The sequence below is a fragment of the Candidatus Enterococcus moelleringii genome (assembly GCF_017377575.1).
In the GTDB taxonomy this organism is placed as follows: Bacteria; Bacillota; Bacilli; order Lactobacillales; family Enterococcaceae; genus Enterococcus_A; species Enterococcus_A moelleringii.
On record NZ_JAFREM010000009.1, the window covers coordinates 1 to 24,406 of the forward strand.

The 24,406-nt window shown below is 45.7% G+C and carries 21 protein-coding genes; 13 read left to right on the forward strand and 8 right to left on the reverse strand.

Annotated elements, in window-relative coordinates:
• Window positions 1-116: 116 nt before the first annotated feature.
• The 4 genes from JZO70_RS05515 to JZO70_RS05530 all read left to right on the forward strand — a co-directional run bounded on the left by JZO70_RS05515 (window position 117) and on the right by JZO70_RS05530 (window position 3,888).
• Window positions 117-1,307 (forward strand): amidohydrolase family protein, encoded by a 1,191-nt coding sequence (locus JZO70_RS05515; RefSeq protein WP_207672550.1) that lies wholly within the window; start codon window positions 117-119, stop codon window positions 1,305-1,307.
• 141 nt (window positions 1,308-1,448) lie between these two features.
• Window positions 1,449-1,685: a helix-turn-helix transcriptional regulator gene (locus JZO70_RS05520; protein WP_207672551.1), complete on the forward strand. Its 237-nt coding sequence runs from the start codon at window positions 1,449-1,451 to the stop codon at window positions 1,683-1,685.
• 9 nt (window positions 1,686-1,694) lie between these two features.
• On the forward strand, window positions 1,695-2,171 hold the full coding sequence (locus JZO70_RS05525; protein WP_207672552.1) for a hypothetical protein: 477 nt from the start codon (window positions 1,695-1,697) through the stop codon (window positions 2,169-2,171).
• A 208-nt stretch (window positions 2,172-2,379) separates the two neighbouring features.
• Entirely contained in the window at window positions 2,380-3,888 is a 1,509-nt protein-coding gene (locus JZO70_RS05530) for an IMP dehydrogenase (RefSeq protein WP_207672553.1), read from the forward strand.
• A 25-nt stretch (window positions 3,889-3,913) separates the two neighbouring features.
• Here the strand turns inward: JZO70_RS05530 and JZO70_RS05535 are convergent, their stop codons facing one another.
• From JZO70_RS05535 to JZO70_RS05545, 3 genes are read right to left on the reverse strand one after another with little or no spacing between them, the layout of a single operon-like run.
• Window positions 3,914-6,055: a DUF4129 domain-containing transglutaminase family protein gene (locus tag JZO70_RS05535; protein WP_207672554.1), complete on the reverse strand. Its 2,142-nt coding sequence runs from the start codon at window positions 6,053-6,055 to the stop codon at window positions 3,914-3,916.
• Window positions 6,055-7,065: a DUF58 domain-containing protein gene (locus tag JZO70_RS05540; protein ID WP_207672555.1), complete on the reverse strand. Its 1,011-nt coding sequence runs from the start codon at window positions 7,063-7,065 to the stop codon at window positions 6,055-6,057. The genes JZO70_RS05535 and JZO70_RS05540 overlap by 1 nt, the downstream gene beginning before the upstream one ends.
• A 5-nt stretch (window positions 7,066-7,070) precedes the next feature.
• Entirely contained in the window at window positions 7,071-7,994 is a 924-nt protein-coding gene (locus JZO70_RS05545; RefSeq protein WP_207672556.1) for an AAA family ATPase, read from the reverse strand.
• 334 nt (window positions 7,995-8,328) lie between these two features.
• Between JZO70_RS05545 and JZO70_RS05550 the strand changes: the two genes are divergently transcribed.
• From JZO70_RS05550 to JZO70_RS05575, 6 genes are all read left to right on the forward strand, one after another.
• A complete protein-coding gene (locus JZO70_RS05550; RefSeq protein WP_207672557.1) occupies window positions 8,329-9,369 on the forward strand; it encodes a cyclophilin-like fold protein in 1,041 nt (346 codons plus the stop codon).
• A gap of 14 nt (window positions 9,370-9,383) precedes the next feature.
• Window positions 9,384-10,052: a flavodoxin gene (locus tag JZO70_RS05555; protein WP_207672558.1), complete on the forward strand. Its 669-nt coding sequence runs from the start codon at window positions 9,384-9,386 to the stop codon at window positions 10,050-10,052.
• Window positions 10,053-10,068: 16 nt separating this feature from the next.
• Window positions 10,069-10,704: a flavodoxin gene (locus JZO70_RS05560; protein ID WP_242703801.1), complete on the forward strand. Its 636-nt coding sequence runs from the start codon at window positions 10,069-10,071 to the stop codon at window positions 10,702-10,704.
• A 21-nt stretch (window positions 10,705-10,725) separates the two neighbouring features.
• Complete coding sequence (locus JZO70_RS05565; RefSeq protein WP_207672559.1) at window positions 10,726-11,709, forward strand: aldo/keto reductase; 984 nt, start codon at window positions 10,726-10,728, stop codon at window positions 11,707-11,709.
• A 178-nt stretch (window positions 11,710-11,887) separates the two neighbouring features.
• Entirely contained in the window at window positions 11,888-13,639 is a 1,752-nt protein-coding gene (locus JZO70_RS05570; RefSeq protein ID WP_207672560.1) for an ABC transporter ATP-binding protein, read from the forward strand.
• The gene (locus JZO70_RS05575) at window positions 13,639-15,420 is read left to right on the forward strand and encodes an ABC transporter ATP-binding protein (protein ID WP_207672561.1); all 1,782 of its coding nucleotides are present in this window, start codon (window positions 13,639-13,641) and stop codon (window positions 15,418-15,420) included. The genes JZO70_RS05570 and JZO70_RS05575 overlap by 1 nt, the downstream gene beginning before the upstream one ends.
• Before the next feature lie 82 nt (window positions 15,421-15,502).
• On the opposite strand, the gene JZO70_RS05580 is transcribed toward JZO70_RS05575, so the two are convergent.
• Together JZO70_RS05580 and JZO70_RS05585 are read right to left on the reverse strand one after the other, a co-directional pair.
• Complete coding sequence (locus JZO70_RS05580; RefSeq protein WP_207672562.1) at window positions 15,503-16,702, reverse strand: hypothetical protein; 1,200 nt, start codon at window positions 16,700-16,702, stop codon at window positions 15,503-15,505.
• Window positions 16,703-17,642: 940 nt separating this feature from the next.
• The gene (locus tag JZO70_RS05585; RefSeq protein WP_207672563.1) at window positions 17,643-19,058 is read right to left on the reverse strand and encodes a SulP family inorganic anion transporter; all 1,416 of its coding nucleotides are present in this window, start codon (window positions 19,056-19,058) and stop codon (window positions 17,643-17,645) included.
• Window positions 19,059-19,300: 242 nt separating this feature from the next.
• Between JZO70_RS05585 and JZO70_RS05590 the strand changes: the two genes are divergently transcribed.
• The gene (locus tag JZO70_RS05590; protein ID WP_207672564.1) at window positions 19,301-20,047 is read left to right on the forward strand and encodes a DeoR/GlpR family DNA-binding transcription regulator; all 747 of its coding nucleotides are present in this window, start codon (window positions 19,301-19,303) and stop codon (window positions 20,045-20,047) included.
• A 12-nt stretch (window positions 20,048-20,059) separates the two neighbouring features.
• Window positions 20,060-20,884: a Cof-type HAD-IIB family hydrolase gene (locus JZO70_RS05595; protein WP_207672565.1), complete on the forward strand. Its 825-nt coding sequence runs from the start codon at window positions 20,060-20,062 to the stop codon at window positions 20,882-20,884.
• Between the two features lie 71 nt (window positions 20,885-20,955).
• Here JZO70_RS05595 and JZO70_RS05600 read toward each other — a convergent pair whose 3' ends face one another.
• From JZO70_RS05600 to JZO70_RS05610, 3 genes are all read right to left on the reverse strand, one after another.
• Entirely contained in the window at window positions 20,956-21,255 is a 300-nt protein-coding gene (locus JZO70_RS05600) for a DUF5960 family protein (protein ID WP_207672566.1), read from the reverse strand.
• On the reverse strand, window positions 21,252-21,656 hold the full coding sequence (locus JZO70_RS05605) for a hypothetical protein (RefSeq protein WP_207672567.1): 405 nt from the start codon (window positions 21,654-21,656) through the stop codon (window positions 21,252-21,254). Before JZO70_RS05605 ends, JZO70_RS05600 begins: the two co-directional genes overlap by 4 nt.
• Before the next feature lie 323 nt (window positions 21,657-21,979).
• Window positions 21,980-23,320 (reverse strand): Y-family DNA polymerase, encoded by a 1,341-nt coding sequence (locus tag JZO70_RS05610; protein WP_207672568.1) that lies wholly within the window; start codon window positions 23,318-23,320, stop codon window positions 21,980-21,982.
• A gap of 461 nt (window positions 23,321-23,781) precedes the next feature.
• On the opposite strand from JZO70_RS05610, the gene JZO70_RS05615 reads away from it, so the two are divergent.
• Window positions 23,782-24,369: a DJ-1/PfpI family protein gene (locus tag JZO70_RS05615; protein ID WP_207672569.1), complete on the forward strand. Its 588-nt coding sequence runs from the start codon at window positions 23,782-23,784 to the stop codon at window positions 24,367-24,369.
• Window positions 24,370-24,406: the final 37 nt, after the last annotated feature.

A 24,406-nucleotide genomic window follows, 5' to 3' on the forward strand; every position in this document is an offset into this window, starting at 1 on the left:
ACAAATACCCCTATCTAGGATTTATTTATTTCTTTGTCCTAGATAGGGGTAGCATAGCACTTGTAAGCGCACTCTTTTATAAATATACTAACAGTAGAAGAGAAAGGGAGGATCGTATGTTTTTATTGAAGGCGGCTAAGGTCATTATTGGTGACGGGCAAACGGTGATCGAAGATGGCGGTGTAGTGTTTCAAGAGGATCGGATTTTGGATGTTGGTGTGGCGTCAGAGCTGCAGGGGAAATATCCGGAGGCAGAGATTCAGGATTACGGGGCGGCGACGATTTTGCCGGGCTTGATGGATGCTCATATTCACTTGGGCTATTATTGGACGCAACCGGATTTGCATCGCTACAATGATTTTATGATTGCTTATTATGCGCAAAAGCAGGCGCAGACGTGTTTGGAAAAGGGTGTGACTACGATTCGCGATTGCTGCGGGCCGCGTTTTCTGTTGGAGACGCTGCGCTTGGCGGCGGAAAAGGGGTTTGTTAAAGCGCCGCGGATTTTGCATACGGATCGGGGTATTTGTATTACCGGCGGTCATGGGCATGAGGATGGTATTGAAGAAGTGGATGGGGCGGAAAATATTCGCCACACGATTCGGCGGCAAAAGCGGGACGGGGCTGACTGGATCAAGCTGCTGACTACCAATCGGGATGACATTTGCGAGTTTACCCAGGAGGAGCTGGATGCCGGGGTGGCAGAAGCTCATCGTTTGGGAATGAAATGTGTGGTTCACTCGGGAACGCAACCAGGCATTCAGATGTGTATTGATGCTGGCTTTGATACGATTGAGCATGGCAATTTTTTGACGGTGGAGCAAGGGAAACAAATGGCCGCCAATCAACAGTCGTGGACACCGACGATGTTTGCTTATCATTTCCTGGCTGACTACAACAAAAAAGTGCAGGAGGTGGGGGTGGATCATTCCAACCAATCCACCGAAACGTATTCCCATCATTTGGATTTCTTTGAAGCGTCGGTTGCGGCTTATGCTGAAAACTTCAAGCAAATTTATGATGAAGGGGTGACCATTCTGGCGGGGACTGACATGGTAATGCTGGAGGCGCCAAGTGTGCCGATTGTGGAAGAGCTGGAGCTGATGGTTCGTTATGGGTTGACACCAGTTGAAGCCATTCAGACCGCGACGCAGAATCCGGCACGGGTGTTTGATTTAGAAGATGTGACCGGGCAGCTTCAAGCTGGCTTGCAGGCGGATATTTTGGTGGTTTCCGGCGATGCGACGGCGGATATTGAGCAGCTGCGGCAGGTGGAGCAGGTCTTTTTGGCAGGGGAAAAGGTATAATCGACAGCTAATCGCGCCACAAAAGAGGAGCCAGACTCTTTTGTGGCGTTTTTGTATATTTTAAAAAAGAGAAGTTGACTTCTCTTTTGGCTTGGTGTAACATTAAATGTGTAGTTAACTTCACATTTTTGAGGAGAGCATATGATAATCGTTAATAAGGTTCAGCAATTTCGCAAGGCAAAAAAGCTGACGCAGGAGGAATTTGCTAAAAGAATCGGGGTGTCCCGTAAAACTATCGTTTCCTTAGAAAAAGGCAACTATACGCCGTCATTGTTGTTAGCCTTTCAGATTGCTAGGGAATTGGAATTGGACATCAATGAGGTTTTCCAATTGGATGAAGTGTCAGAGGGAGAAAACAAAAAAATGAAGCAACAGTAGGAGGTCATCATGAGAAAGGTTATTTTTGAGCAAGTTGGGAATACAGTCTTGGCTATTTTATTAACGATAGCTGCCTGCCAAACAGCCGCTTCAGCGAAGTATCAGTTTAACGCTGAAAATTTTGAATTTGAATTCGTATTTAGCAGTACCTGGTTTATGCTGATTGTCGGGGTGATTTTATTTTCGTTGGCTAGATATTTCTATGCAAAGAAGCTGGGAAGTCAGGACGGCTACAATGAAAAAGATGCCGAGTTGAGTGCCGAAGATGAACGGGAAAAGACCGTCGGACTGAGGGCAGCCACCACTACTTATCGTGTCTTGATTTATTTTCTAGGAATTGCTTTAGTGCTGTTTCTCTTCTTCAATGTTTTTCTGACGTCGATCACTTTGCTGCGGGTAGTAAGCATTCTAATTTTGGGGAGCAGTATGGTCATAGCCTTCGTAACCTACTTGGTTGCGTGGATTGTTTTGGACAATAAACTATAAAGATCAAGTTAAGTATTAACCTTCAAAGCGTAAGGGAATTCTAGGGAAAACGTACGTTTCAAATGTTCTGAGAGTTCATCTTTCGTTTTGAAGTTTTTTTGTTTTGAAATAATACCGCTTTTTTCTATAATTCTCTCCATTTTTTTAAAATTTCCCCGTGGCAAAATGGTATAATAGCTAAAATTGGATAAAAGGAGATAATGACATCATGGCTTACTATTACACGACACCTTCTAGAACCTTCAGCGAATATCTTTTAGTTCCCGGTTATTCTTCCAAGGACTGCACCCCCGACAACGTGCTTTTGGAAACTCCGTTAGTGCGCTTCAAAAAGGGCGAGCAGCCTGAATTAACCATGAATATTCCGTTGGTGAGTGCGGTGATGCAGTCGGTTTCCGGCAGTGATTTGGCAGTGGCTTTAGCAAAAGAAGGCGGCGTTTCCTTCATTTTTTGTTCCCAAACGATTGAAGAACAGGTAGCGATGGTGCGCAAAGTGAAGCAAACCAAGGCTGGCTTTGTACCGAGTGATACCAACCTTCACATGGATGGAACTTTGCAGGATGTGCTGGATTTGAAAGAGCGCACAGGACACGGCACAATGGCAGTCACTGAAGACGGCACCTTGAACGGCAAAATCGTCGGGTTGGTAACCAACCGTGATTACCGGATTTCTCGGATGTCTGTGGACACACCGATTAAAGAATTTATGACACCTTTTGACAAGCTGATTTACGGCAAAGATGGGATTACCTTGTCTGAGGCTAACGATATGTTGTGGGATAATAAGCTGAATGCCTTACCAATCATCGATGAGGATCAGCGCTTGAAGTATTTTGTTTTCCGTAAGGATTATGATTCCCATAAAGACAATCCGTTGGAGCTGTTGGATGCGAAGAAACGCTACTTTGTAGGGGCTGGGATTAACACTCGCGACTACAAAGAAAGAATTCCAGCGTTGATTGAAGCTGGCGCGGACATTTTGTGTATCGATTCTAGCGAAGGCTTCAGCGAATGGCAAAAAATGACGATTGAGTGGGTACGTCAGGAATACGGCGATACTGTTAAAATCGGTGCTGGTAACGTGGTGGATCGCGAAGGCTTCCGTTTCTTAGCGGATGCAGGCGCGGACTTTATCAAGGTTGGTATCGGCGGCGGCAGTATTTGTATCACTCGGGAGCAAAAAGGAATCGGTCGTGGACAAGCGACGTCAGTTCAAGACGTGGCAGCTGCTCGGGAAGAGTATTTTGAAGAAACTGGGATTTATGTGCCAATCTGCAGTGACGGCGGGATTGTTCATGATTACCACATGACTTTAGCGTTGGCGATGGGTTCAGATTTCATCATGTTAGGACGTTATTTCTCTCGTTTTGAAGAATCTCCAACCGAAAAAGTCAGCATCAACGGCTCTTACATGAAGGAATACTGGGGCGAAGGCAGTGCCCGTGCCCGCAACTGGCAACGCTATGACACTGGCGGTAAAGAAGGTCTGTCCTTTGTGGAAGGCGTGGATTCATATGTGCCTTATGCTGGTTCATTGAAGGACAACTTGGCGGTTTCCTTAAGCAAAGTTCGCCACACCATGTGCAACTGTGGTTCGTTATCGATTCGCGAGCTGCAAAAAAGTGCCAAAATCACGCTGGTTTCTTCAACTAGTATCGTTGAAGGCGGCGCCCATGATGTAATGGTGAAAGACAGCAACATGAGCAGTGAAAACTAGATAGCAGACAAACACCCCGCTAACGCTAACGTTGGCGGGGTGTTTTTATGTCTTCAAATAAGTGTAAAAGGTCTTCCATCAGCTGAGGATCGTCTTGACCTTCAGCCTGTTGACCATAAATCAGGGCTTCGTAGTCAGCAGTTAAGGCAATAAATTTGCCAGCAAACTGTGGCTGATCCGTCTCAAAACGTTGGGCATAATCCGACAACGGTTCCGAGGCTTTCCGCGGCAGGACTTTTTCCGCCTGCTTCAAAAAGATCGAATAGTTGCGACGCAAGGGCTGTTTGCTGCTGGTTTGCCAGAAACGAACCTGCAGGCGAAGCCAGTATTTTCTTAACCAGAAACCGGCGATAACTACCGCAACTGCGACGATTAATTGCAGTATTAGACGTAAATTTTGGCGCCAGTTGTTGTTCGTTAAGGTACTAATCTCTTCATCTTCTTCAGAAGGTGCTGTCTCCGATGAAGAAGAACTGCTAGAAGAGTTACTTGTTTCACTGGAATCCGCTGTCGCTTCTGATGAAGATGCCGCGGTTTCTTCAGCTGGTCGATCTGGATTGGCGAAGCTGGGGGTTGGCTCAAAGGGCAGCCAGCCGTAGCCTTCAAAATAAACTTCAACCCACGAATGGGCGTGCGAATTACGCACTGTATACACCGTAGTGTCGCCGCTAGTTTGACGGGCATCGCCTGGCGCAAAGCCTTTGGTCCAGCGGGCGGGAATGCCCAAGGTCCGCAGCATCACCACCATGGAAGAAGAGAAGTTATCGCAATAGCCCACCTGGGAATCAAAAAGAAAATGATCGACATAATCTTGATTTTCCTCCGGTACCACCGCGTCCACCTTGGAATAGCGGAAGGTACCGGAATTTTTCAAGTATTCCTCTACTGCAGTGACTTGGCCGATCACGCTAGTTTGTCCCTGCGTGACTTCCGCGGCTAAGGCAGCTACTCGATCCGGTAAATTCGGCGGCAGCTGAAAATAATCTACGACAGTATCGGTGGGCTGAGTGACCGGAATGTTTTGCAGATCCTCCACTTGATAGTCCGGCTGGGCCCAACGGTTGCGGAGTTCCTTTTCGCCATTGTTGGAATCGACAAAATTCAGGCGACCGTTTTCCGGCAGCTGAACAAAACCGGTAGAGCCTTCGGTAATGGTCAAGGCATTTGAACCATAAGGCAGCGGTACATAAATACCATGATTAAAAAAATGAACCTGAGAGGTTTCCGGCGAAGCGTAGCTTAACTGCGGGGCATCCTCAGTCGCAACAGTAAAGCGTCGCGAACGCATGACGGATTGCCCGACATCACTGTTTTCCCAGCCTTTCCCTGTGTAATAATCCTTACTTTCCACCCGCCAATAGCTGCGGGAATTCTGGGTGGCTTCAAATAAAATCGTGTCATCATCCAAAAGCGGTCCGCCCAGGTTTTGATCATTTTCACTAAAACCGGTGCGGGAAATCGCGGAAGTGGTCATTTCCTGAATTGCCCGATACAAGCCTCGGCGATTTAAATAATCCCGTACTGGCGAAGTTACCGCCGTCAGCTGGTTTCGCATCACTGTTTGCGGCAGGAAATATGCGGCCATGCTGGCTAAAACCGTCAAACTCGTCAATAACAGCAGCAGTTCCTTGGGCAATTTTCGAATAGCAAATAAGGAAGACAGCAGGGCACAGGCAAAGACGATGGTAATTTGCAGGCTGAGATTGATGGTGTTAAAGACTGTCAGCATCAACAAATAGCTGATCATCAGTACATAACTCAACAAAAAGCGTTCAAACTGTACCATCAAAACCGCCAGCAGCATCAACAGAGCCAATAGCAGCGGCAAAGCCACCATTTCAGAAACGACGGCTGCTGATCCGGCCCGCATTTGTTGGAATTGGAAGACAAATTGCTGCAAAAAGCTGGTTAACCAATTTAGTGAAAGCGGCTGATTCAAGGGCATAAAATGATACAAGCCTAAAAAATAAAGCAAGCTGCAAAGAATGATTTTAAACCAATTTTCTTGAAAATAGCCGATGATGGCACAAATTAATGCAATCAAAACTACCGGAACCCAAGAAATCGGCAAGTAATAAACCGACAAAAATTGCAGAAAAACCACACTGATGCTGATGGCGCTAAGCAGAACTAAGGGTGTTTTTTTCTCTAAAGGGGCCATCGGCATCACCTGCTTCCTTTCGTTTCTCTGAACCAGCCGGCCAAGGTGTCATAATCGTAGACCGTCACCTGGTTGTCCTTGCTAAGTCGAGCTCTTACCTCAGCTGTTTCCGGGGTTTGTTCCGGTGTGAACAGGAAAATACTCTTATCTTTGAAATCAGGTAAAACCGGTACCGTTGTTAAGGGCTGAATCTGAGCAAAGGCTAGCGCGTCGATTTTGGCAGGATCATCCAGCTGGTCGCCGAAAAGGTATTGCTCCATCGGCTCCTGAGCCACGGTTTGCAATGAATAATAATAGCTCAGCATCGCTTCGAAATGTTCAGAAGGTGTGCTAATAAACAACCAAACCGTTTGGGCCAGCTGCTCGGTCTCCAGCTCGCGATAAATCAATGTAGATTGCTTGCTGGAAAGCTTCCAGTCAATATTTTTCGGCGCATCGCCGCTGCGGTAAGGACGATAATTTTTCACCGCGAAGGTTGGTTCACCAAAGGCCTGATTTTTCATGGTTTCCTGCAAGCGCAAAATATTTCTGGCCGGCTGCAGCTGAGGCAGCACCAGCATTTCTTTGGCTATTTCGACTTTTCGGCTTTTAGTAAACAGTTGGAAAAAGTCGCTGCTTTGATAGCGCAGAGTCATGCTTTGGTAAAGTCCCCGCTGCGTAGGCTGCCAGATGAAGTCGTGCTGCTCCTCCCGCCAAAACAAATAAGTCGTTTCTGATGTTTCCACCAAGGGGTCGACAACCGAAATCGTCAGCTGGGCCAAGGGCAATAAAGCTTGCTCGCGGCGGAGGACTATCGGCAGCGTCGCTTCTTTATTCAGATGCGCTACCACTGTATCAGCTGACTCAGCGGTAATGCTCCCTAACGGAATTGCCAGCTGTACCAAGCTAAAAAGCAGGACGAGGCTCATAAATATAAACAGCGTCCAGCCGATGTCATTGTTGAAGACGGCGCTGTAGAAAAAGGCCGCCAGATAAATGAAGGCCAGTACTAGTCGTCTAAAAATTCCTAACCACAAATCCATCAGCTCCTTATCGGCACAGGCACCTGATCGATGATCTGATGCATCGTTTCATCCACCGACAAGCCGCCCCGCAAAATCAAGCGATGGGCAAAGACGGCCGGCAGCAGCCGTTGCAAATCTCCTGGTGTTACAAAAGTGCGATTTTCTGTCAGCGCATAAGCTTTGGCACTTTTCAAAAAGGCAATCGCTCCCCGCGGACTAACTCCCAGCTCCACTGCCGGATGATTTCGCGACGCCTCCACCAGCGCCAAGGCGTAACGAGCCACCTCTTCATCCACAAATACTTGGTCCACCTGTTTTTTCAATTCTTCTATTTCTGATAAAGTAATCACCGGCTGAATCAGCTCCAAGGATTGTTCCCGTTGCCCGGTCAACAGCCGCAGCTCATCCTCAAAGGCCGGATAGCCGATGTGGAGACGGAATAAAAAGCGATCCAGTTGAGCTTCCGGTAATGGATACGTCCCGGCATAGCTGACGGGATTTTGCGTGGCCAAGACAAAAAAGTGGGGATTCAAGGTATAGGTGTGATTGTCAATGGTCACATGGCCTTCTGACATAGCTTCCAGTAACGCCGCCTGGGTACGGGGCGTAGTCCGGTTGATTTCATCAGCTAATAAAATCGTGGTAAATACCGGTCCTGGTCGGAATTCAAACTGGTTGGTCTGGGAATCGAAAATCGAAACCCCTAAAATATCGCTGGGTAAAAGATCCGGCGTGAACTGTACTCGGGAAAAATCGCTGTGAATCGCTTTAGCTAAGGATTTCACCATCACCGTTTTCCCCACACCGGGAATATCTTCAAACAAAACATGGCCCCCAGCTAAAAATGCGGTCACCGTCAATTGGATGACTTCCCGTTTCCCCAACACGACTTTTTCAATTTCATCTATTAAAGTTTTTATTTTTTCACGTTCATTAGGCATTCTCTTCGCCCCTTTATGGCATAGTTTCCTTTAATTGTAAACGAAAAAAAAGATTTCGCAATCGGTTGGCCGTCATTTGTTCTCACATGTTGCAGAATTTACAAAACCCTCACAAAACGCAAATACAACCAACACAGGAATTTTGGTAAAAAAGCACGGTTATTTGCGAGTAAAGCCTGCTATCTCAACAAATCTGGGGGTTCCCTAAGCCTGGATGAGGCTATAAAGAATCCCCTTGACTTAAAGTTCAGATTAAGGTGTATGGTTGTTTTAGTTAAAGGAACAAGATAAAAAATCTTCGCGCTATTCCCATGTAAAGGAAAGGAGAGTTTAGATGAAAAAAACACTGCTATTTTTAGGAATCATCGGCTGCATTTTTTTAACAGCCTGTACCCAGGAACCCGATAGCGAATCGACAGGAGGTTCCACCGCTGAAGTCAGTACCACCGCTGCTGGCAATACCTTAATCGCCTATTTTTCTTATTACGAAAATGTTGGCGACAATCAAACGACGGATGCGGACACTTCAGCCAGTGTGGTGGTAGACCAAGGGGAACCGTCTGGCGCCACTACCTATGTGGCACAAAGGATTCAGGAAAAAGTCGGCGGCGATCTTCATTCCATTCAAGTAGTAGAACCCTATTCGACGGATTTTGATGAGACCCGCGATCGCAATCATGAGGAAGCCGAGGAAGAGGCGCTGCCTGAGCTGGTGTCTAGTGATTTGGATTTGGCGGCTTACGCCACCATTTTTATCGGTTATCCCGTGTGGGGCACCGACGCGCCACGGGCAATTTTCTCTTTCTTGGAGCAATACGATCTGGCCGGCAAAACGGTCATTCCATTTTGTACCCATGATGGTTACGGCAGCAGTTATTCCGAAATCTTCGATGCGACCGACGCTGGGACTGAAGGGGAAGGTTTAGCTCTGGAAAGTGATGCGCTTCTTGATTCAGAACTGGCGATTGATCAATGGCTGGCGGATTTGGATTTGGCGCCAACAACAACGCAAAACACTACGCCAATCCAGTTGACCATCGACGGTCAAGCAGTCGAAGCAGTTTTCTACGACAGTCAGCTGGCCCAGGAAATCATGACCCAGTTTCCGTTAACCGTAGAGATGTCTAATTTTGGTGGACGGGAAATTTATGGCGGGATGGATGATTTCACCCCGGAAAATATTCCGGCAGGACAGACTACTTTTGAAAATGGTGATATTACTTATTGTGAACAAAACAACAGCCTGGCGGTCTTTTACGCCCAGACGGATCGGCCGAATTTATCGATGGAAGTAGTACCGATTGGGAAGGTCACTTCTGATTTGTCAATGTTTGCGGATTTGCCAGGTTCGATGGATGTAACGTTTGAACCATAATAAAGGGGGATACTATGAGGAAAAAACTAATTATGCTGCTGGGCGCGCTGCTATTTTTAGGTGCCTGCAGCAATCAAGCAAATTTAGAGTCAGAAAGCTCTGCTGCAGCACCACCGGAAAATCGGGAAGAGGCGCGGGTACTGGTTGCCTATTTCACTTGGGGCGAAAACGTAGGTGAGTTGGATGAAAGCTCGATTGATGTAGATGCCACCACGTCAGCCAGCTTAGCTCTGCCAGGCAATGTGGGGAAAATGGCGCAAGAAATTGGCGGCCAAATCGAAGCTGATCAATTTTCGATTCAAACCGTGGAACCTTATTCCAGCGACTATGACGATTGCTTAGATCGGGCCTCCGAGGAAAAAGGGGAAGATGCCCGACCGGCATTAACGGCGCAGGTGGAGGATATCGATCAATACGATGTCGTCTTTTTAGGCTATCCCGATTGGTGGGCTACCGCCCCGATGGCGTTGTTTACCTTTATCGAAGAAAATGATTTGTCGGATAAAGAGGTCATTTTGTTTTCTTCCCACGGCACCAGCGGCTTAGGCAGCAGTGTGCAGGATATCCAAGAACAGCTGCCGGAAAGTGCTCGTTTAAATGAAAATGTTTTAGGCGTTGCCCGAGAAGACAGTGACCAGTCGGAAGCGGCGGTTACTGAATGGCTGGAAGCCCTAGGATTTTAAAAATGGAGGAAAAAGTATGAAAAAATTACGCGGATTTTTATTAATGGGATTATTAGTAGCTTTAACCGCCTGCAGCTCCAACGTTGAACCGCAGGATAGTCAATCTAGTCAATCAGAGAATGCCGATGAGACTACCGAATCATCATCCACACCAGCAGCTTCATCAGACAACCCAGCTGGCAGCAGTCTGGTAGCCTACTTTTCTTATTCCGGTAACACCCAACAGATTGCCGAAAGCATTGCTGAAAAAACCGGTAGTGAAGTTTTTGAAATTACTACGGCTGAAGGCTACCCAGAGGATTACGACAGTGTGGTGGACCTTGCTCAGGAAGAACGCAATGATCAGGCCCGGCCGGAGTTAGGCAGTGAGTTGACCAATTTGGAAGAATATGACACGATTTATTTAGGTTATCCGATTTGGTGGAGCGATATGCCGATGGCGGTGTATTCTTTCTTGGATGACTACGATTTAGCCGGCAAGCGGATTGTTCCCTTCTGCACCCACGGCGGCAGCGGCTTGTCCAGCACGGATACGGCTATCGCCGACGAAGAACCGGAGGCAACCGTTTTAGAAGGACTGGCTTTGTGGGATTCCGCCATTGACGATGCCGACGCTGAGATCGATGAGTGGCTGGCAGCTGTTAATCAATAAAACAAATAGGAGCGCTTATTTATGCAAACAAGAAAATTAGGCAACACAGGATTCGTCACTTCGGCCATCGGCTTTGGCTGTATGGGCCTTAACCATCATCGGGGCCCGGCCAAGACAGAAGCGGAAATTATCAAAGTGGTGCACGGCGCCATTGATGCCGGCATCACCATGTTTGATACCGCCGAAGTTTATGGTCCTTATACCAATGAAGAATTAGTGGGTAAAGCCATTAAAGGCAAACGCGACGGCCTGCAAATTGCAACTAAAGGCGGCTTTCACATTACCCCAGAGGGCAATGAACCCGACAGCAGCCGTGAGAACTTGATCCAAGAAGTGGAAGGCTCACTAAAACGCCTGCAAACCGACGTGATCGATTTGTACTACATTCATCGGATTGATCCTACCCGACCGATTGAAGAAGTGGCGGAAACGATTCAAGGCTTAATCAAAGCCGGGAAAATCAAACACTGGGGCTTATCAGAAGCCAGTGCTGAAACCATTCGTCGCGCTCACGCGGTGGAACCATTGGCCGCGGTGGAAAGCGAATATTCCGTTTGGTGGCGGGAGCCGGAGGAGCAAATCTTCCCGATGTTGGAGGAATTAGGCATTGGCTTGGTGGCCTACAGTCCTCTTGGACGTGGCTATTTGACTGGCAAGCTGGATACGAATGCTTCTTTTGCTGTCAACGACAATCGAGCTGAGCTGCCCCGCTTTACCAAAGAAGCCTTAGCTGCCAATCAGGTGGTGCTGGATTTGCTGCAGAAAATTGCGGAAGAGAAACAAGCCACCATGGCTCAAGTGTCGATTGCTTGGATTTTGGCTCAGAAGGACTGGATTGTGCCGATTCCAGGAACTACTAAAATTGAACGCATCCAGGAAAATAGTGGAGCGGCAGCGATTCAATTTACACCAGCCGAACTGCAATCCATGAATCAAGCCATCGCTCAATTGGAAATTGTCGGCGATCGCTATCCTCAATCGGAGAAGGAACGGACAGGAAGATAAAAAGTTTTAAGGCTGCTGGAGGGTTCTTTAGGGAACTCTTCAGCAGTCTTTTTGATTTGTTGAAAATTTCCCCTTGACTTAAAGTAAAGGTTAAGACGTATACTAGACCCTGTAATCAAGTAGAACTATATAATAGTAGAAATAGGAATATGTATAACCAAGGACAAGGAGAGCAACGATGTCAATATTTAGAAAATTAAAATGGTTTTTTATCGAAGAAAAGCGCCGTTACACCATCGGAGTAGCAGGCTTAATCATAGTGGCGATTTTTCAAGTTTTTCCGCCGCGCATTATCGGGATCGTGATTGATGAGATTGACACGGCTGGCTTTAGTCTGCAGCGGATCTTTTTCTGGACGGCGATGCTAGTGCTGACGGGGATCGGGCAATACACCTTCCGCTACATTTGGCGCACCAATATTTGGGGTGGCGCAGCGCGGCTGGAAAAATTGCTGCGGCAGCGTTTGTTTAATCATTTCACCAAAATGGACGCGGTCTTTTATCAGGAGCACCGTACCGGAGATTTGATGGCCCATGCCACCAACGACTTAACGGCGATTCAAAATGTGGCAGGTTCAGGAATTTTGACCTTTGCCGATTCCTTTATTACTGGCGGGGCAACGATTATTGCGATGATTTTGTTCGTGGATTGGCGCTTGACCTTGCTGGCGTTGCTACCGCTGCCATTATTGGCGTGGGGCTCCAAGGTGCTAGGGCAAAAGCTACATGATGCGTTTCGAGCATCCCAGGAAGCATTTTCTTCTATTAATGACAAAACCCAGGAAAGTATCACTGGCATGAAGGTAATTAAAACCTTTGGGCAGGAAAAAGAGGATATAGAAGATTTTAGTCAGAAGATCGATCAAGCGATTGTGAAAAATCGGCGGGTGAATTTTTTGGATGCGATGTTTGATCCGTTGATTACCGTGATCGTTGGTATTTCCTATGTGATCGCTATTGCGGTGGGAGGTACCTTCATTTTGCGCCAAACGATTACGATCGGGCAATTGGTTTCTTTTATCAGCTACATCGGCATGCTGATTTGGCCGATGTTTGCGATTGGCCGTTTGTTTAATGTGCTGGAGCGAGGCAATGCCAGCTATGATCGGGTGTCGGAATTGTTAGCCAAGGAAACCAATATTGTGGAGCATCACAACCCCATTAAGCTTCCGGCCCGTGGGGAGCTGGTCTACGATTTGCAGGAATTCAAATATCCCAGCGATGACAAAACAGCGTTGGCGGATATTCATTTTCGAGTGAAGGATGGCGGCACCTTAGGGATTGTCGGCAAAACTGGCGCTGGAAAAACCACGCTGCTGAAGCTGTTGCTGCGGGAGCAGGATGCCTATCAAGGTCAGATCTTGTTTGGCGGCTACGATATTAAAGAATATACTTTGAGCGCATTGCTGGATTCGATTGGTTATGTGCCGCAGGATCATTTTCTCTTTTCCATGTCAATTCGGGAAAATATTCGCTTTGCTGATCCCACGTTTTCTCAGGAAAAGGTGGAGCAGGCAGCGGACTTGGCGGCGATTCATGAAGACATCCAGCAATTACCGAAAGGATACGATACGCTGGTGGGTGAACGGGGTGTCTCCTTATCAGGGGGACAGAAGCAGCGGATTTCGATTGCTCGTGCTTTGATTGTTCAGCCGGAGCTGTTAATTTTAGACGATGCCCTTTCGGCAGTGGATGCCAAAACTGAAGAACAAATTTTAGCCAACATCAAAACCTATCGCCAGCAAAAAAGCACCATCATTGCGGCTCATCGCTTGAGCAGTGTGATGCATGCTGACGAAATTATTGTCTTGGATGAAGGCCGGATTGCCGAACGGGGAACCCATGAGGAGCTGTTGGCAAACGACGGCTGGTATCGGCAAATGTGGATCAAACAACAATTGGAAGCCAAAATCGAAGGAGGGGAAGCCTAATGGAAAAAACAAAAACAGCGGAAACCTCAATGCCCTTAAAGGAGCAGGTGGGGATCATCAAACGATTATTTGTTTTCGCCAAACCCTTTCGCCGCACCTTCTTTCTAGCCATCGGCTTTGCTTTGCTGCTGGCAGTAATCAACGTACTGCTGCCGCGGATTATCCAAGTGTTCATTGATAATCATCTAAGCCGGCAATCGGCTACCACCGGAACGATTCTCTTTTTTGCCGGATTGTATTTCTTGGGAACGATGATTAAAGCGGTAGTCTGGTTTTATCAAGGCTTTCTTTACAACTATGCTTCCTTGCAAACCTATCAACACATTCGGGTGCATTTGTTTGAAAAGCTCCATACTTTAGGAATGCGTTACTTTGATCGCGTTCCGGCGGGCTCGATTGTTTCCCGAGTGACTAACGATACTGAAACCTTGTTTGAATTTTGGCAGGTGTTTTTGATGGTGTTGACGGGGATTTTTGCGGTGGTGTCATCTTTACTGGCGATGTTCCAGATTGATCAGACGATTGCCTTAGTAAATTTGGTGTTTCTGCCGATTTTGCTGTTTGTGATTGCCTATTATCAAAAATTCAGCTCGCGAGTTTACCGTACCATGCGGGAACGGCTGAGCCAGCTGAATACTAAAATCAACGAATCAATTTCCGGCATGTCGATTATTCAGCAGTTTAAGCAGGAGGCTCGCTTGAGTCAGGAATTCGCCGACATCAATGAAGAGTATTTGGAAACTCGCCAAGCGATGATTAAAATCAACTCGCTGCTGTTGGCGCCGATTATTAATCTGCTGTATATTTTGGCAGTGGCTCTGTCTTTAACCTTGTTTGGCATGCGGGCCGAAATAACCCCGATTGAAGTGGGACTGATTTATGCCTTTACCAGCTACGTGCAGGCTTTCTTCCGGCCGATGACTCAGATGATGGACTTTTTGAGTACCTTCACCGACGGATTGGTGGCCGGCAGTCGGGTGCTGACGGTTTTGGACAATCAGGAAATTACCCCGGCACAAAATCCCGAGGCAGCAGAAAAAATCACCGCCGGGAAAATCGAATTCCGGGATGTCTCTTTTTCTTATGATGGCGAAAATAAAGTGCTGAACAACATTTCCTTCACTGTTAATCCTGGCGAGACGGTGGCCTTAGTGGGGCACACCGGCAGCGGGAAAAGCTCGATTATAAATGTGCTGCTGCGCTTTTACGAATTTTACGAAGGCCAAATTTTGATTGACGGTCACGACATTCGTGAATTTCCTATGACGGAGCTGCGGGAGAAAATGGGTCTGGTGCTTCAGGATGCTTTTATGTTTTACGGCAATATCGAAGACAACATTCGTCTGTTCAATCGCAGCATTACCGACGATCAAGTAGAAGCAGCGGCGAAATTCGTTCAGGCTGATCCTTTTATCCGCCAGCTGCCGGGTAATTATCAAGCTAAAGTAGTGGAGCATGGTGCCAGCTTCTCCAGCGGACAAAAACAGCTGTTGTCCTTTGCCCGCACCATGGTCACTGAACCGAAAATATTGGTGCTGGATGAAGCCACTGCCAATATTGATTCCGAAACCGAAGGCCTGATTCAGGAAGCTCTGGCTAATATGCAGCAGGGCCGCACCACAGTGGCGATTGCCCACCGTTTGTCTACCATCAAAAATGCCGATTTGATCTTAGTCTTAGACAAGGGTCACATTGTGGAGCGGGGCAATCACGAAGCCCTGCTGCAGCAAGACGGATTGTATGCCGATATGTATCGCCTGCAATCGATGAACCAAAGCTAAATCAGTCTAACGTCGATAAATCCAGCTAACTAGTGGATTTATCGATTTTTTGCTGTAGATTTCTCCATAACTTAGCCGCAGACTAACGCTTTTTCTTCTTGCCCCTTTTCTTTTTCCCTAGTTTCTTGCGAGCCTTCTGATCTAGTTCCTTTTCTTTCCGTTGTCTTTCTATCTCTTCTTTAGACATGTAGCCCTTCCGCTCTTTGTTTCTTCGTTTGGACTTTTTCTTTTTGTCCTTTGGCGGGTCTTGGGGCGAATTATCAGCAGCTTCAGAGGATTCTCCCGAAGCTTTCTGGTTTTTACGATCAGAGGTTGCTGAGGTATCTTTTAATTTTAGGCCGTCAACTAAAGCTGAAAGGATCCTGTTTTGGAGTTCCTGGGGATCGTCTGCCGGTGAATGGCTATACCCATCAAACATGTGTGCGGCTATTTCGTCCGCGCTCTTGCCGGCATAAACATTTCTTTGCAGGAAGCTGGGCGACTCCATCAATAGAACGGAACCCGACTTGTCATCAGCTTTGACTAGAGCCAAAGCTGCCAGGGCTTTCTCCAACTGCGGTTGAAGCGGATGGGCTGCGAAAGATGCTGTTTTCTCCAGCTTTTCTTCGACTTTTCCCCCAATCTGTTCTTCTGTCTTTTCTTCTTGTGCTTCCGCATCGTAAACCGGAGTCGTCGAATGATAAATATAGCGAACCAGTTCCGTAAAGCGCCGCACGCCGTCTTTTTCAAAGATTGTCAGCGTTGTCAAAATAGATAAGAGTTCAGTGGTTTCTTCAGTAGTGTAACAAGGATCGACATCCTTAAAGGTAAAGCGGTGTTTTTTGCCGTTGGCGTCTTTGAAGACAGTGGCGATGTTCATCAGCTCTTTAGGCTGACGCTTGCCACAGTGGAGCATATTATGTAAGTGATCAGCTGTTTTTTGGGTAGAGGCGGTAACTGCTAAAAACTCCTTTTGGTTCTTGAATAGACGGGCAATGACCTTCGCCCAATCTGCTTCAGAAAAATAATGCTCAAAGTAGACGCAAAAATGGCGTACAGGGGCCAAAGCTTTGACGTCACCCTCCAACAATAGTTTGCAAATCACATCTTTTGCCATGTTGGAATAATCAAGGGGAGAAAGAGCATTTTTCACTAGAACCATCACCGCACATTGCAGCAAATAGGCCACGTCCTGAACCTCTTCAAAGTGATTTTGAAAGCGTTTGGACATTCCAGCTGGTTTTAGAGAAGTAAGTTGAGTGAATTTAAGGGTAGATACTTTTGTTTTTGTTGACGGTTTCATTTTAGCAGCTCCTTGTCTGTCTATGTAATTATAAGAACATGATAGACGAATTGTGAAGAAAAGGCAATAACAAAATTAAAAAAATATGAGGGTGGGAGATGGAAAGGGCTGTCTGCTTATCAAATGATAGCCAAGGACATTATTGTATCCGTCATTTTGTTATTTAATGAGGAGAGAGGCGGAGAGGAACAAAAGTTGCTTTTCTAACTTTTTTATTAAAGTAATTAAACTTTTTTTGTTTCAGATTAACGTTTTTAGTTTAATGACTTAGGATCGAAATATGGGAGGAGCAGCCCTGATGGACCAAATGGAAGGTGAGAGAGCCAATAAAGTTATCATTATGACCAGCTCTGGAAATTAAAGAGGGCTTTCAGAAAAGGAAAGGGCTGCTTGAGGTTTTAACGGGTCGCAATCTTGGACGATTCTATTTCAATTAGGCTGTAACATTAGTAGTTTCTTCTGTTTCGTTAGACAATTAGCCTATTTTGTTCGCGGTTAAAAAACGAATGCTTGTTCACTATCAGGGATAAAATTACTAAAATCGAAATTCTGACAGTTATATATACACTTTGATAGCTAAAAGGAGGTATTGTTCGTTGTGTTTAAAAGGCTTCCGCTGTAGAGATCGTAAATAATAAAAATGTTAGTTTGGGGAACAGATTTATAGATTTTAAACTAGACGTAATTAGTTTAGTATATGTTTTTTTTGTTATTATTTCCCGGATTAAAATTTGCAGTTGAATGAGACGCTTAACTTATAAAACTGACAAATACTGGATTGTTAGAGAGGGAGCTTACGAAACTATATAATTATAAGTGCTGAAAATAATGCTTAGCTGGATCAGGCTTTCCATATTGTAAAATACTATTCGGAATTGAAATCAGTGAGTTTGCATACATCACAAAAAAAGCCCCCGAAGCATTCAGCTCCGGGGGTTGCTTACGTATACAATTTCGCGCTTTGAATCAAATCATTACTTGGCAAATTAGGGGAAATGACAGCTATTTGTTTGGTTTCCCGTAATTTCTCCTTGTACTTGATGATCTCTTCAGCACCGGTGCTGTCCCAAATACGCAGCTCCGACAAATCAAGGGTCAGCTGCTCTTCTGTCAGCTCCAAAGCACTTAATTTACTCTTCATTTTAGTTGTGGTTGCGAAAAATAGCTCGCCAGAAATTTTGATGATGGAATTGTCTTTCTTCACCTTTAAAATCGAAATCCCACGAACAAATAATACCGCGCTAATCAAGACGCCTACCAGCACGCCAATCGCTAGATTTCCAGTGGCGACAATTGAAAGGGTCGTTACTAAGAAAATCAGCACGTCTTTTTTCGGTGCTTCCTTAACGTAACGAATCGTCGCCCAGTCAAAGGTGTTGAAAGCCACTACTGTCATAATCGCAACTAAAGCCGCAATCGGAACTAGCAGTAATAACGGCCGCAAAGCAAAAATCAGAATCATCATAAAGGCCCCGGCCACCACCGTAGACAATCGGCCGCGACCTTTTGAGTCCAAGTTGATAATCGTTTGTCCGATCATGGCACAACCTGCGACACCAGCAAAAATGCCGCTGATTAAGTTGGCACTGCCTTGGGCCAACAGCTCTTGGCGTTTCGGACTTTCTGTATTCGTCCGTTCATCCACGATTTCTGCGGTCAGTAAGCTTTCCAGCATCCCAACAAAGGCCAAGGCCAGCGAAGTAGGGAAAATAATCTTCAGTGTGTCAAAATTCCAAGGAATCATTGGTATATGAAAGGCCGAAAAACGCGGCGTAATAGCTCCCAAATCACCAATCGTCGATACCGGAAGTTGGCCGAACACAGCTACTGCCGTCAACACACCAATAACAATTAAACCCGCCGGAATAAAACTGATGATTTTCGGCGCAAAGACCATTAACAAAATCCCGCCAATCACCAAAGCATACATAAAGATCGAAGCATGTTGGAAATGTTCAAACTGCGCCATAAAAATCAAAATCGCCAACGCATCGACAAAGCCCAGCATCACCGGCTTGGGAATCCAGCTCATCAGCTTTTGCGCCTGGAACAAGCCCAACAGCAGCTGAATCAAGCCAGTTAAAATCGTCGCTGCAAACATATATTCCAGCCCGTAATTTTTCACCAAATGAACCATCACCAGCGCCATAGAACCCGCCGCTGCCGACACCATTCCCGGGCGTCCACCTAGAAACGAAACAATAATAGCAATAAAAAACGATGAAACCAAACCGATCATAGGGTCAATCCCCTCAATGATCGTAAAACCAATTACTTCAGGAATCAGTGCAAAAGACACGACAATTCCCGCCAACACTTCCTTAATTGGATTTTCCTTCCAACTTTGTAAATACATAGCCAACCTCATTTTCTTTCTATTTTATATCCTTGTTTTGAGACACCAAGATTCAATTATAGCGGGAAGAATGGTTCAAGTCAAAGTAGATCCTAATTATTTTCTCATTAAGCGCTTACTAAACCAGGCAGGTGATATTGACTTAATTCTATGATTTTTGTTTGCGCAATCATTTATAAATACTTATAAATGATTGCAAATGCTTAATGAAGAACTTATACTATTCTTGAGGAGGCGAAGACATGTACCAAAAGGAACGGATTCAAAAAATTCAACAGCTTTTATTGGAAAAGACCAGTCTAACCAAAAACGAAATCATGGAAACCTTTGAGATTTCCTCCGACACTGCGCGGCGGGATATTCTAGAAGTCACCAAAAGCGGTTTAGCCACCCGCACCCATGGGGGCATTATTTTGGCCGATACTGGCAATAAGGTCTTGGATTTCTTTGAACGATCGACTCTGCTGTTGCCGGAAAAAGAACGGATGGCGCAAAAAGTGGTAGAGTATTTGCCTGAAAATGCGACTTGCTTTTTAGACGTCTCAACAACGTTAACCATCGCAGCGCAGCAGCTGAAAAAAAGCTGCAAGATTTACACCCATTCCTTGGACAATGCCTTTGCCTTAGGGATGAACAGCGGCCTGACCACCCATGTTTTCGGCGGTGAACTGGATACCGACAATCGCTTTTTCTTCGGGACCCAAACCTTGCAGGAAATCCAGCAGTTGAAATTTGATCTGGCTTTCATTGGTGCGGCCAGCATTGAAGAGGATGGGATCTATTATAAGGAAGAAACCAATGCTTGCTTGAAGCAGGCGGTGGTCTCCCGCAGCCGCAAAATCGTTTTAGTCAGTGAGGCGCAAAAATTTCAAAAATCAGCCCCTTATAAAGGAGCCGAGCTAAGTCAAATTGACGTGGTGATTAGCGACCAAGCTCTATCGCCGAAAGAAAAGAGCTATTTTAAAGCGGATTGCGAATTTATTTATTAGGAGGAAACAAGCATGCAGGAAATTTCTTTAATCTTAACCGATATTGATGGGACCTTATTGGATTCTCAACACCAGGTCAGCCCAGAAAGCCAAGCGCTGATCGCTGATTTAGCTAAAAAAGCCATCCCAGTTGTTTTAGCATCTGCCCGTTCACCACGGGGAATGCTGCCGATTGCGGAGAAGATTCAATCAACCACGCCGCTAGTATGTTTCAACGGCGCCTTAATCACCCAGTATGAAGAGGGTGAATTTCATCATTTAGCCAGTTTGACCTTGGAGCGGCTGGATGCACTGGTGGTCTATCAATTGATTGCTTCCAAATTTCCTAACATCAGCATCAATGTGTACTCGGAGGACCGATGGCTGGTGGAAGCAGAAGATGATTGGGTCAAGCAGGAGGAGGAAATTACCGAAATCCGAGCTGAAGTTGTTTCGCTAAAGGATTTTTTAAACGGAAATCATCCGATTCATAAAATCCTGTGCATGGGTTCCCCCGAGGAAATCAAAGCTCTTGAAACAGAACTGGCTAAGGCTAAAATTCCCAGTATTGATTTCCAACGCTCTAAAGACAGTTACCTGGAGATCGTCAACAACCAAGTATCGAAGTTAAGTGCGCTGAAGACCTTAGCTGATCACTATCAGGTCGCCATCGAAAATACCTTAGCCATCGGTGATAACTATAACGATGTGCCGATGATTCAGCATGCCGGGGTGGGAATTGCTATGGGCAATGCACCTTTGCCAGTGCAACAGGCAGCGGATTTTGTGACTAAGACTAATGACGAGAATGGCTTTTATAACGCATTAGTTGATTGTTTGGGAATTTCTAACGCCTAATACCCGGAATTTCCTCACTGATTTTCATGCAAAAAAAGGAGTGTCAGCTTCAGACACTCCTAGTTCTGTTCTTAATGGGGAAAAATTCCTTTCCGCTCCAAATCCATCCCCAAATAATGATAAATCCGCAGCCGAGGATTTTCCGGAACGGTTTTTAAGCGAAAGTAAAAAATGTGATCCTTGTGATCAACTGTCCGATCACCATGTATTTTAAAACGGGTGCTGCTTCTCTTGTTCATCAAGTAAAGCAGCTGATCCTGTAAGGCGAAAAAAGGAACCTCAGTTACCACAAAGTCCATAAAATCTCTCATTAATTCTTCAACGTTTTCAGTATAATTGTCAAATTCAGCTCCTTCGACATTCAAGGTCACTGCAGCTCACTCCATTTAACCGGATCAAGCAGACTGATGTGGTTGATGGCATCACCAGGAATGACTTGAACGCCGGTCTCAGGATGGGACACAAAAATACTAGTCGTTTTAAAGCCTTCGATTACACCGACAATGTCTTCATAGGCATAGCCATCAGGATTCAGTTCACTTAACTGGATTTCAATTGGACAGCGGGTCGTGTAAGCTTTTTCCAACGTATCGGAGATGTCCAATTCACTCATTTGCGGTTTTCTAAGCCACAATGTCTCCCGTTCCTTTTTCTCCAACGCCATTTCCGCTGTATGTTCACTTAAGTAAAATCCCATCCATTTGGCCATGCCGCGATCTTCGTAGTCGCGAATCAGCGGGTCAGAGTGATAGGACATAAATGCTTCACCCATAATTTCGTACCTCCACTAATAATTGCCAGAAAGTGAAGGGGTCAAGTGACCGTTCATCAATTCCTGCAGTTTAATTTGTCTAAAAAAAGGGATGTCCAAATAACCAACGTTATTTACAGTGCGCCGTGGACACTTCCTTTGCGCAGCTTTTGGTCCGTTTCCCCTGTAGTGATGGGAAGTGGTGTGAAAGCTGCATAGGTACTTTTGAATAATTGTTCCTTTTCTACTAATAAAATGTACAGTATATTTCGTATCGCTGCTTTTTTTTGCAAAAAGTAATTGATCCATAGGTTCGTGCTCTTTCTAGTTAGGTAGATTTAGTTTTATAATCCGTCCAGACCACCTGCGCCGCCGGCATGACCGCCCACTAAATTGGCGCGATCCAAGCTGCGGGCGTGCTCTAAGGTAGAACTGGCCCGGACAATTGAAACAAAGCCGTATTTCCCGCGAATCTTGTCCATGATTTGATCCAGCTTCTCATTTTTGATTTGTTCCTCCGGTTCTTCAAACAGGTTCAACTGACTACCGGCATGATAAATCAGCCGCGAATAGGAGACGCTAATGTTCCGAACCAAGCTTCCGTCATAAAATTTATCAAATAAGTGCAGCAAGTGTCCGGTTAATTGGTCGGTATTATCAGTGGGCGTAATTTTTAACTGACGGCTGAAGCCTTTTTCCAACTCATTTTTTGAATACCCGATGGACAAGGAGACGGTTGCGGTTTTGGCCTGTTTGCGCCGCAGTCGAATCGCCACCTGTTCTGCCATTTCGCGAATGACTAAGGGCATTTCTTCACCGCGATAATCCCGCGGCAGAATTTGGCTGTTTCCCAAATTTTCAGATTTGGGAACGTAGCGTTCCTGAATTTTTGTCCGATCAATCCCGTTGGCGTGATGATACAGTTGCAAACCGATCACACCGAAGCGTTCCTTTAAACGGTAAGGCGCGGCATGGGCCAACTGATAGATGGAGTGAATTCCCATCTCCTGCAGATTTTCTTTCATCCGATGACCAATACCCCAAAAATCGCTGATCTCTGGCATGCCCCATACCTTGGTTGCAACATCGGAATAGTTCCAGGAAGCCCGCATATTTGGATCATGCTTGGCTTCGTTATCTAGGGCCAGCTTAGCCAGCAGCGGGTTGCTGTTGGACATCCCGATGGTGGAATAAATTCCGGTGGTATTCAAAATGTCCTTTTGAATCATTTGACTCACCAGGTTCAGCTTCTTCTTGCGGGACAGCTCTTTATGAGGGACGAAATAATTCAAGCTGTGGGTCAAATCCACCACCCCTTCATCAATGGAGTACCACATAATATCCTCATCCGCCGCGTACTTGCGGATGACCTTTTGAATTTTCAAATTTTCCGCAATATAATAGCGCATGCGAGGAGGGGCGACGATCAAATCCTTTACCATCGGATTTTCCTCCACCGTCGGCAGGTCCCAAATGCGGGTGACATTACTGATGCCCAGCATTTTCTTTGCCATCGGGCTGCTGGCCAAAACCAAACCGGAAGTGTTGTCGGCATGGCTCATCACCACTAGCAAATCCTTCAGCGGATGGCGGTTGCGAGCCACCAACTCACAGCTGGCATAAAAGGATTTCATATCAATAAAGGCATAATCACCTGTAGGTTCTAATTCGTAGTTGAAATTCATGAAATCACCTTATCTAATTCGAAATAAAAAGAGAACAGAAACCATAGCTCTAGCAAGAAGTTGAGCATATTCTAATCGTTAGCAAACGTATGTTCGTATTTATAATACTCCGATTTATTAGGAGAAGTCAAGGATTTCTCACTTTTTTTCCTTCAAAGTCCTCAAATAATTTTGCGAAAAATCTAACACAAAGCTTTTTGTGGAAGGCAGTGGAAATTTACCATTAGCTCATTCTGTCCTTTACATAAGAACGTATGTTCTGTATAATGTGAAGGACAGGATAGAGGCAAGAAGGTGTGTAGCAGCTGCGGGGAAACAGCCAAAAATAGTTAGCAACGGTTACGCAGCCTTCTTACCTCTGATTTTAAATTGACAGGAAAAAAGCAAAGGATAAAAGCTTTGCTGGATAAAGAGCCGGTAAAGTTAAAATACTTAAAACACGATTAGGAGATAAACCATTGATGAAACGCGCGATCTTTTTTCTGTTGGAGGAATATGCCGACTGGCAAATAGCTTATTTAGCCAGTCAATTGAATCAACAGAAAAATTGGACTATCAAAACGGCTTCCCTAACCAAACAAGTGACTTCCATGGGCGGCTTCAAAACGGAAGTGGATTACACAATTGAAAAAATACCGAAAAAAATGGACTTGCTAGTGTTAGTAGAAGGCAGCTCGTGGGAATTCAAAAATTCTTTACTGAAAAAAACCATCGCCCAGGCTTTAAGCAATGGAATAGTGGTGGGGGCAATTTGTGGCGCAGTGGATTTTTTAGCCCAAAATGGACTGCTAAGCGATTATCATCACACCGGCAATCCTCAAATTTCTTGGCAAGAAGCTTCTCAGTACATAAATCCTCAGCAATTCCACTCGCGACAAGTCGTACAGGATCGCAATTTAGTAACTGCTAACGGAACCGCAGCTCTAGAGTTTACCGAAGCTTTACTAAAGGCCGTCGATTTCACAGATCAGCAGACCATCGAAAAAACGATGGACCTGCAGCGGATGGGTTATTACGCCTATAGTCAAGAGTACGGCGATCCGTATTAATAGCATAGATAATACATTGAGGCTGTGACATAAGTCG

What these genes read in the sequence shown, in the direction of transcription:
- JZO70_RS05515 (WP_207672550.1), top strand. Translation starts at nt 117, where the DNA reads ATGTTTTTATTGAAGGCGGCTAAGGTCATTATTGGTGACGGGCAAACG.
- JZO70_RS05520 (WP_207672551.1), top strand. Translation starts at nt 1,449, where the DNA reads ATGATAATCGTTAATAAGGTTCAGCAATTTCGCAAGGCAAAAAAGCTG.
- JZO70_RS05525 (WP_207672552.1), top strand. Translation starts at nt 1,695, where the DNA reads ATGAGAAAGGTTATTTTTGAGCAAGTTGGGAATACAGTCTTGGCTATT.
- JZO70_RS05530 (WP_207672553.1), top strand. Translation starts at nt 2,380, where the DNA reads ATGGCTTACTATTACACGACACCTTCTAGAACCTTCAGCGAATATCTT.
- JZO70_RS05535 (WP_207672554.1), bottom strand. Translation starts at nt 6,055, where the DNA reads ATGCCGATGGCCCCTTTAGAGAAAAAAACACCCTTAGTTCTGCTTAGC.
- JZO70_RS05545 (WP_207672556.1), bottom strand. Translation starts at nt 7,994, where the DNA reads ATGCCTAATGAACGTGAAAAAATAAAAACTTTAATAGATGAAATTGAA.
- JZO70_RS05550 (WP_207672557.1), top strand. Translation starts at nt 8,329, where the DNA reads ATGAAAAAAACACTGCTATTTTTAGGAATCATCGGCTGCATTTTTTTA.
- JZO70_RS05555 (WP_207672558.1), top strand. Translation starts at nt 9,384, where the DNA reads ATGAGGAAAAAACTAATTATGCTGCTGGGCGCGCTGCTATTTTTAGGT.
- JZO70_RS05560 (WP_242703801.1), top strand. Translation starts at nt 10,069, where the DNA reads ATGAAAAAATTACGCGGATTTTTATTAATGGGATTATTAGTAGCTTTA.
- JZO70_RS05565 (WP_207672559.1), top strand. Translation starts at nt 10,726, where the DNA reads ATGCAAACAAGAAAATTAGGCAACACAGGATTCGTCACTTCGGCCATC.
- JZO70_RS05570 (WP_207672560.1), top strand. Translation starts at nt 11,888, where the DNA reads ATGTCAATATTTAGAAAATTAAAATGGTTTTTTATCGAAGAAAAGCGC.
- JZO70_RS05575 (WP_207672561.1), top strand. Translation starts at nt 13,639, where the DNA reads ATGGAAAAAACAAAAACAGCGGAAACCTCAATGCCCTTAAAGGAGCAG.
- JZO70_RS05580 (WP_207672562.1), bottom strand. Translation starts at nt 16,702, where the DNA reads ATGAAACCGTCAACAAAAACAAAAGTATCTACCCTTAAATTCACTCAA.
- JZO70_RS05585 (WP_207672563.1), bottom strand. Translation starts at nt 19,058, where the DNA reads ATGTATTTACAAAGTTGGAAGGAAAATCCAATTAAGGAAGTGTTGGCG.
- JZO70_RS05590 (WP_207672564.1), top strand. Translation starts at nt 19,301, where the DNA reads ATGTACCAAAAGGAACGGATTCAAAAAATTCAACAGCTTTTATTGGAA.
- JZO70_RS05595 (WP_207672565.1), top strand. Translation starts at nt 20,060, where the DNA reads ATGCAGGAAATTTCTTTAATCTTAACCGATATTGATGGGACCTTATTG.
- JZO70_RS05605 (WP_207672567.1), bottom strand. Translation starts at nt 21,656, where the DNA reads ATGGGTGAAGCATTTATGTCCTATCACTCTGACCCGCTGATTCGCGAC.
- JZO70_RS05610 (WP_207672568.1), bottom strand. Translation starts at nt 23,320, where the DNA reads ATGAATTTCAACTACGAATTAGAACCTACAGGTGATTATGCCTTTATT.
- JZO70_RS05615 (WP_207672569.1), top strand. Translation starts at nt 23,782, where the DNA reads ATGAAACGCGCGATCTTTTTTCTGTTGGAGGAATATGCCGACTGGCAA.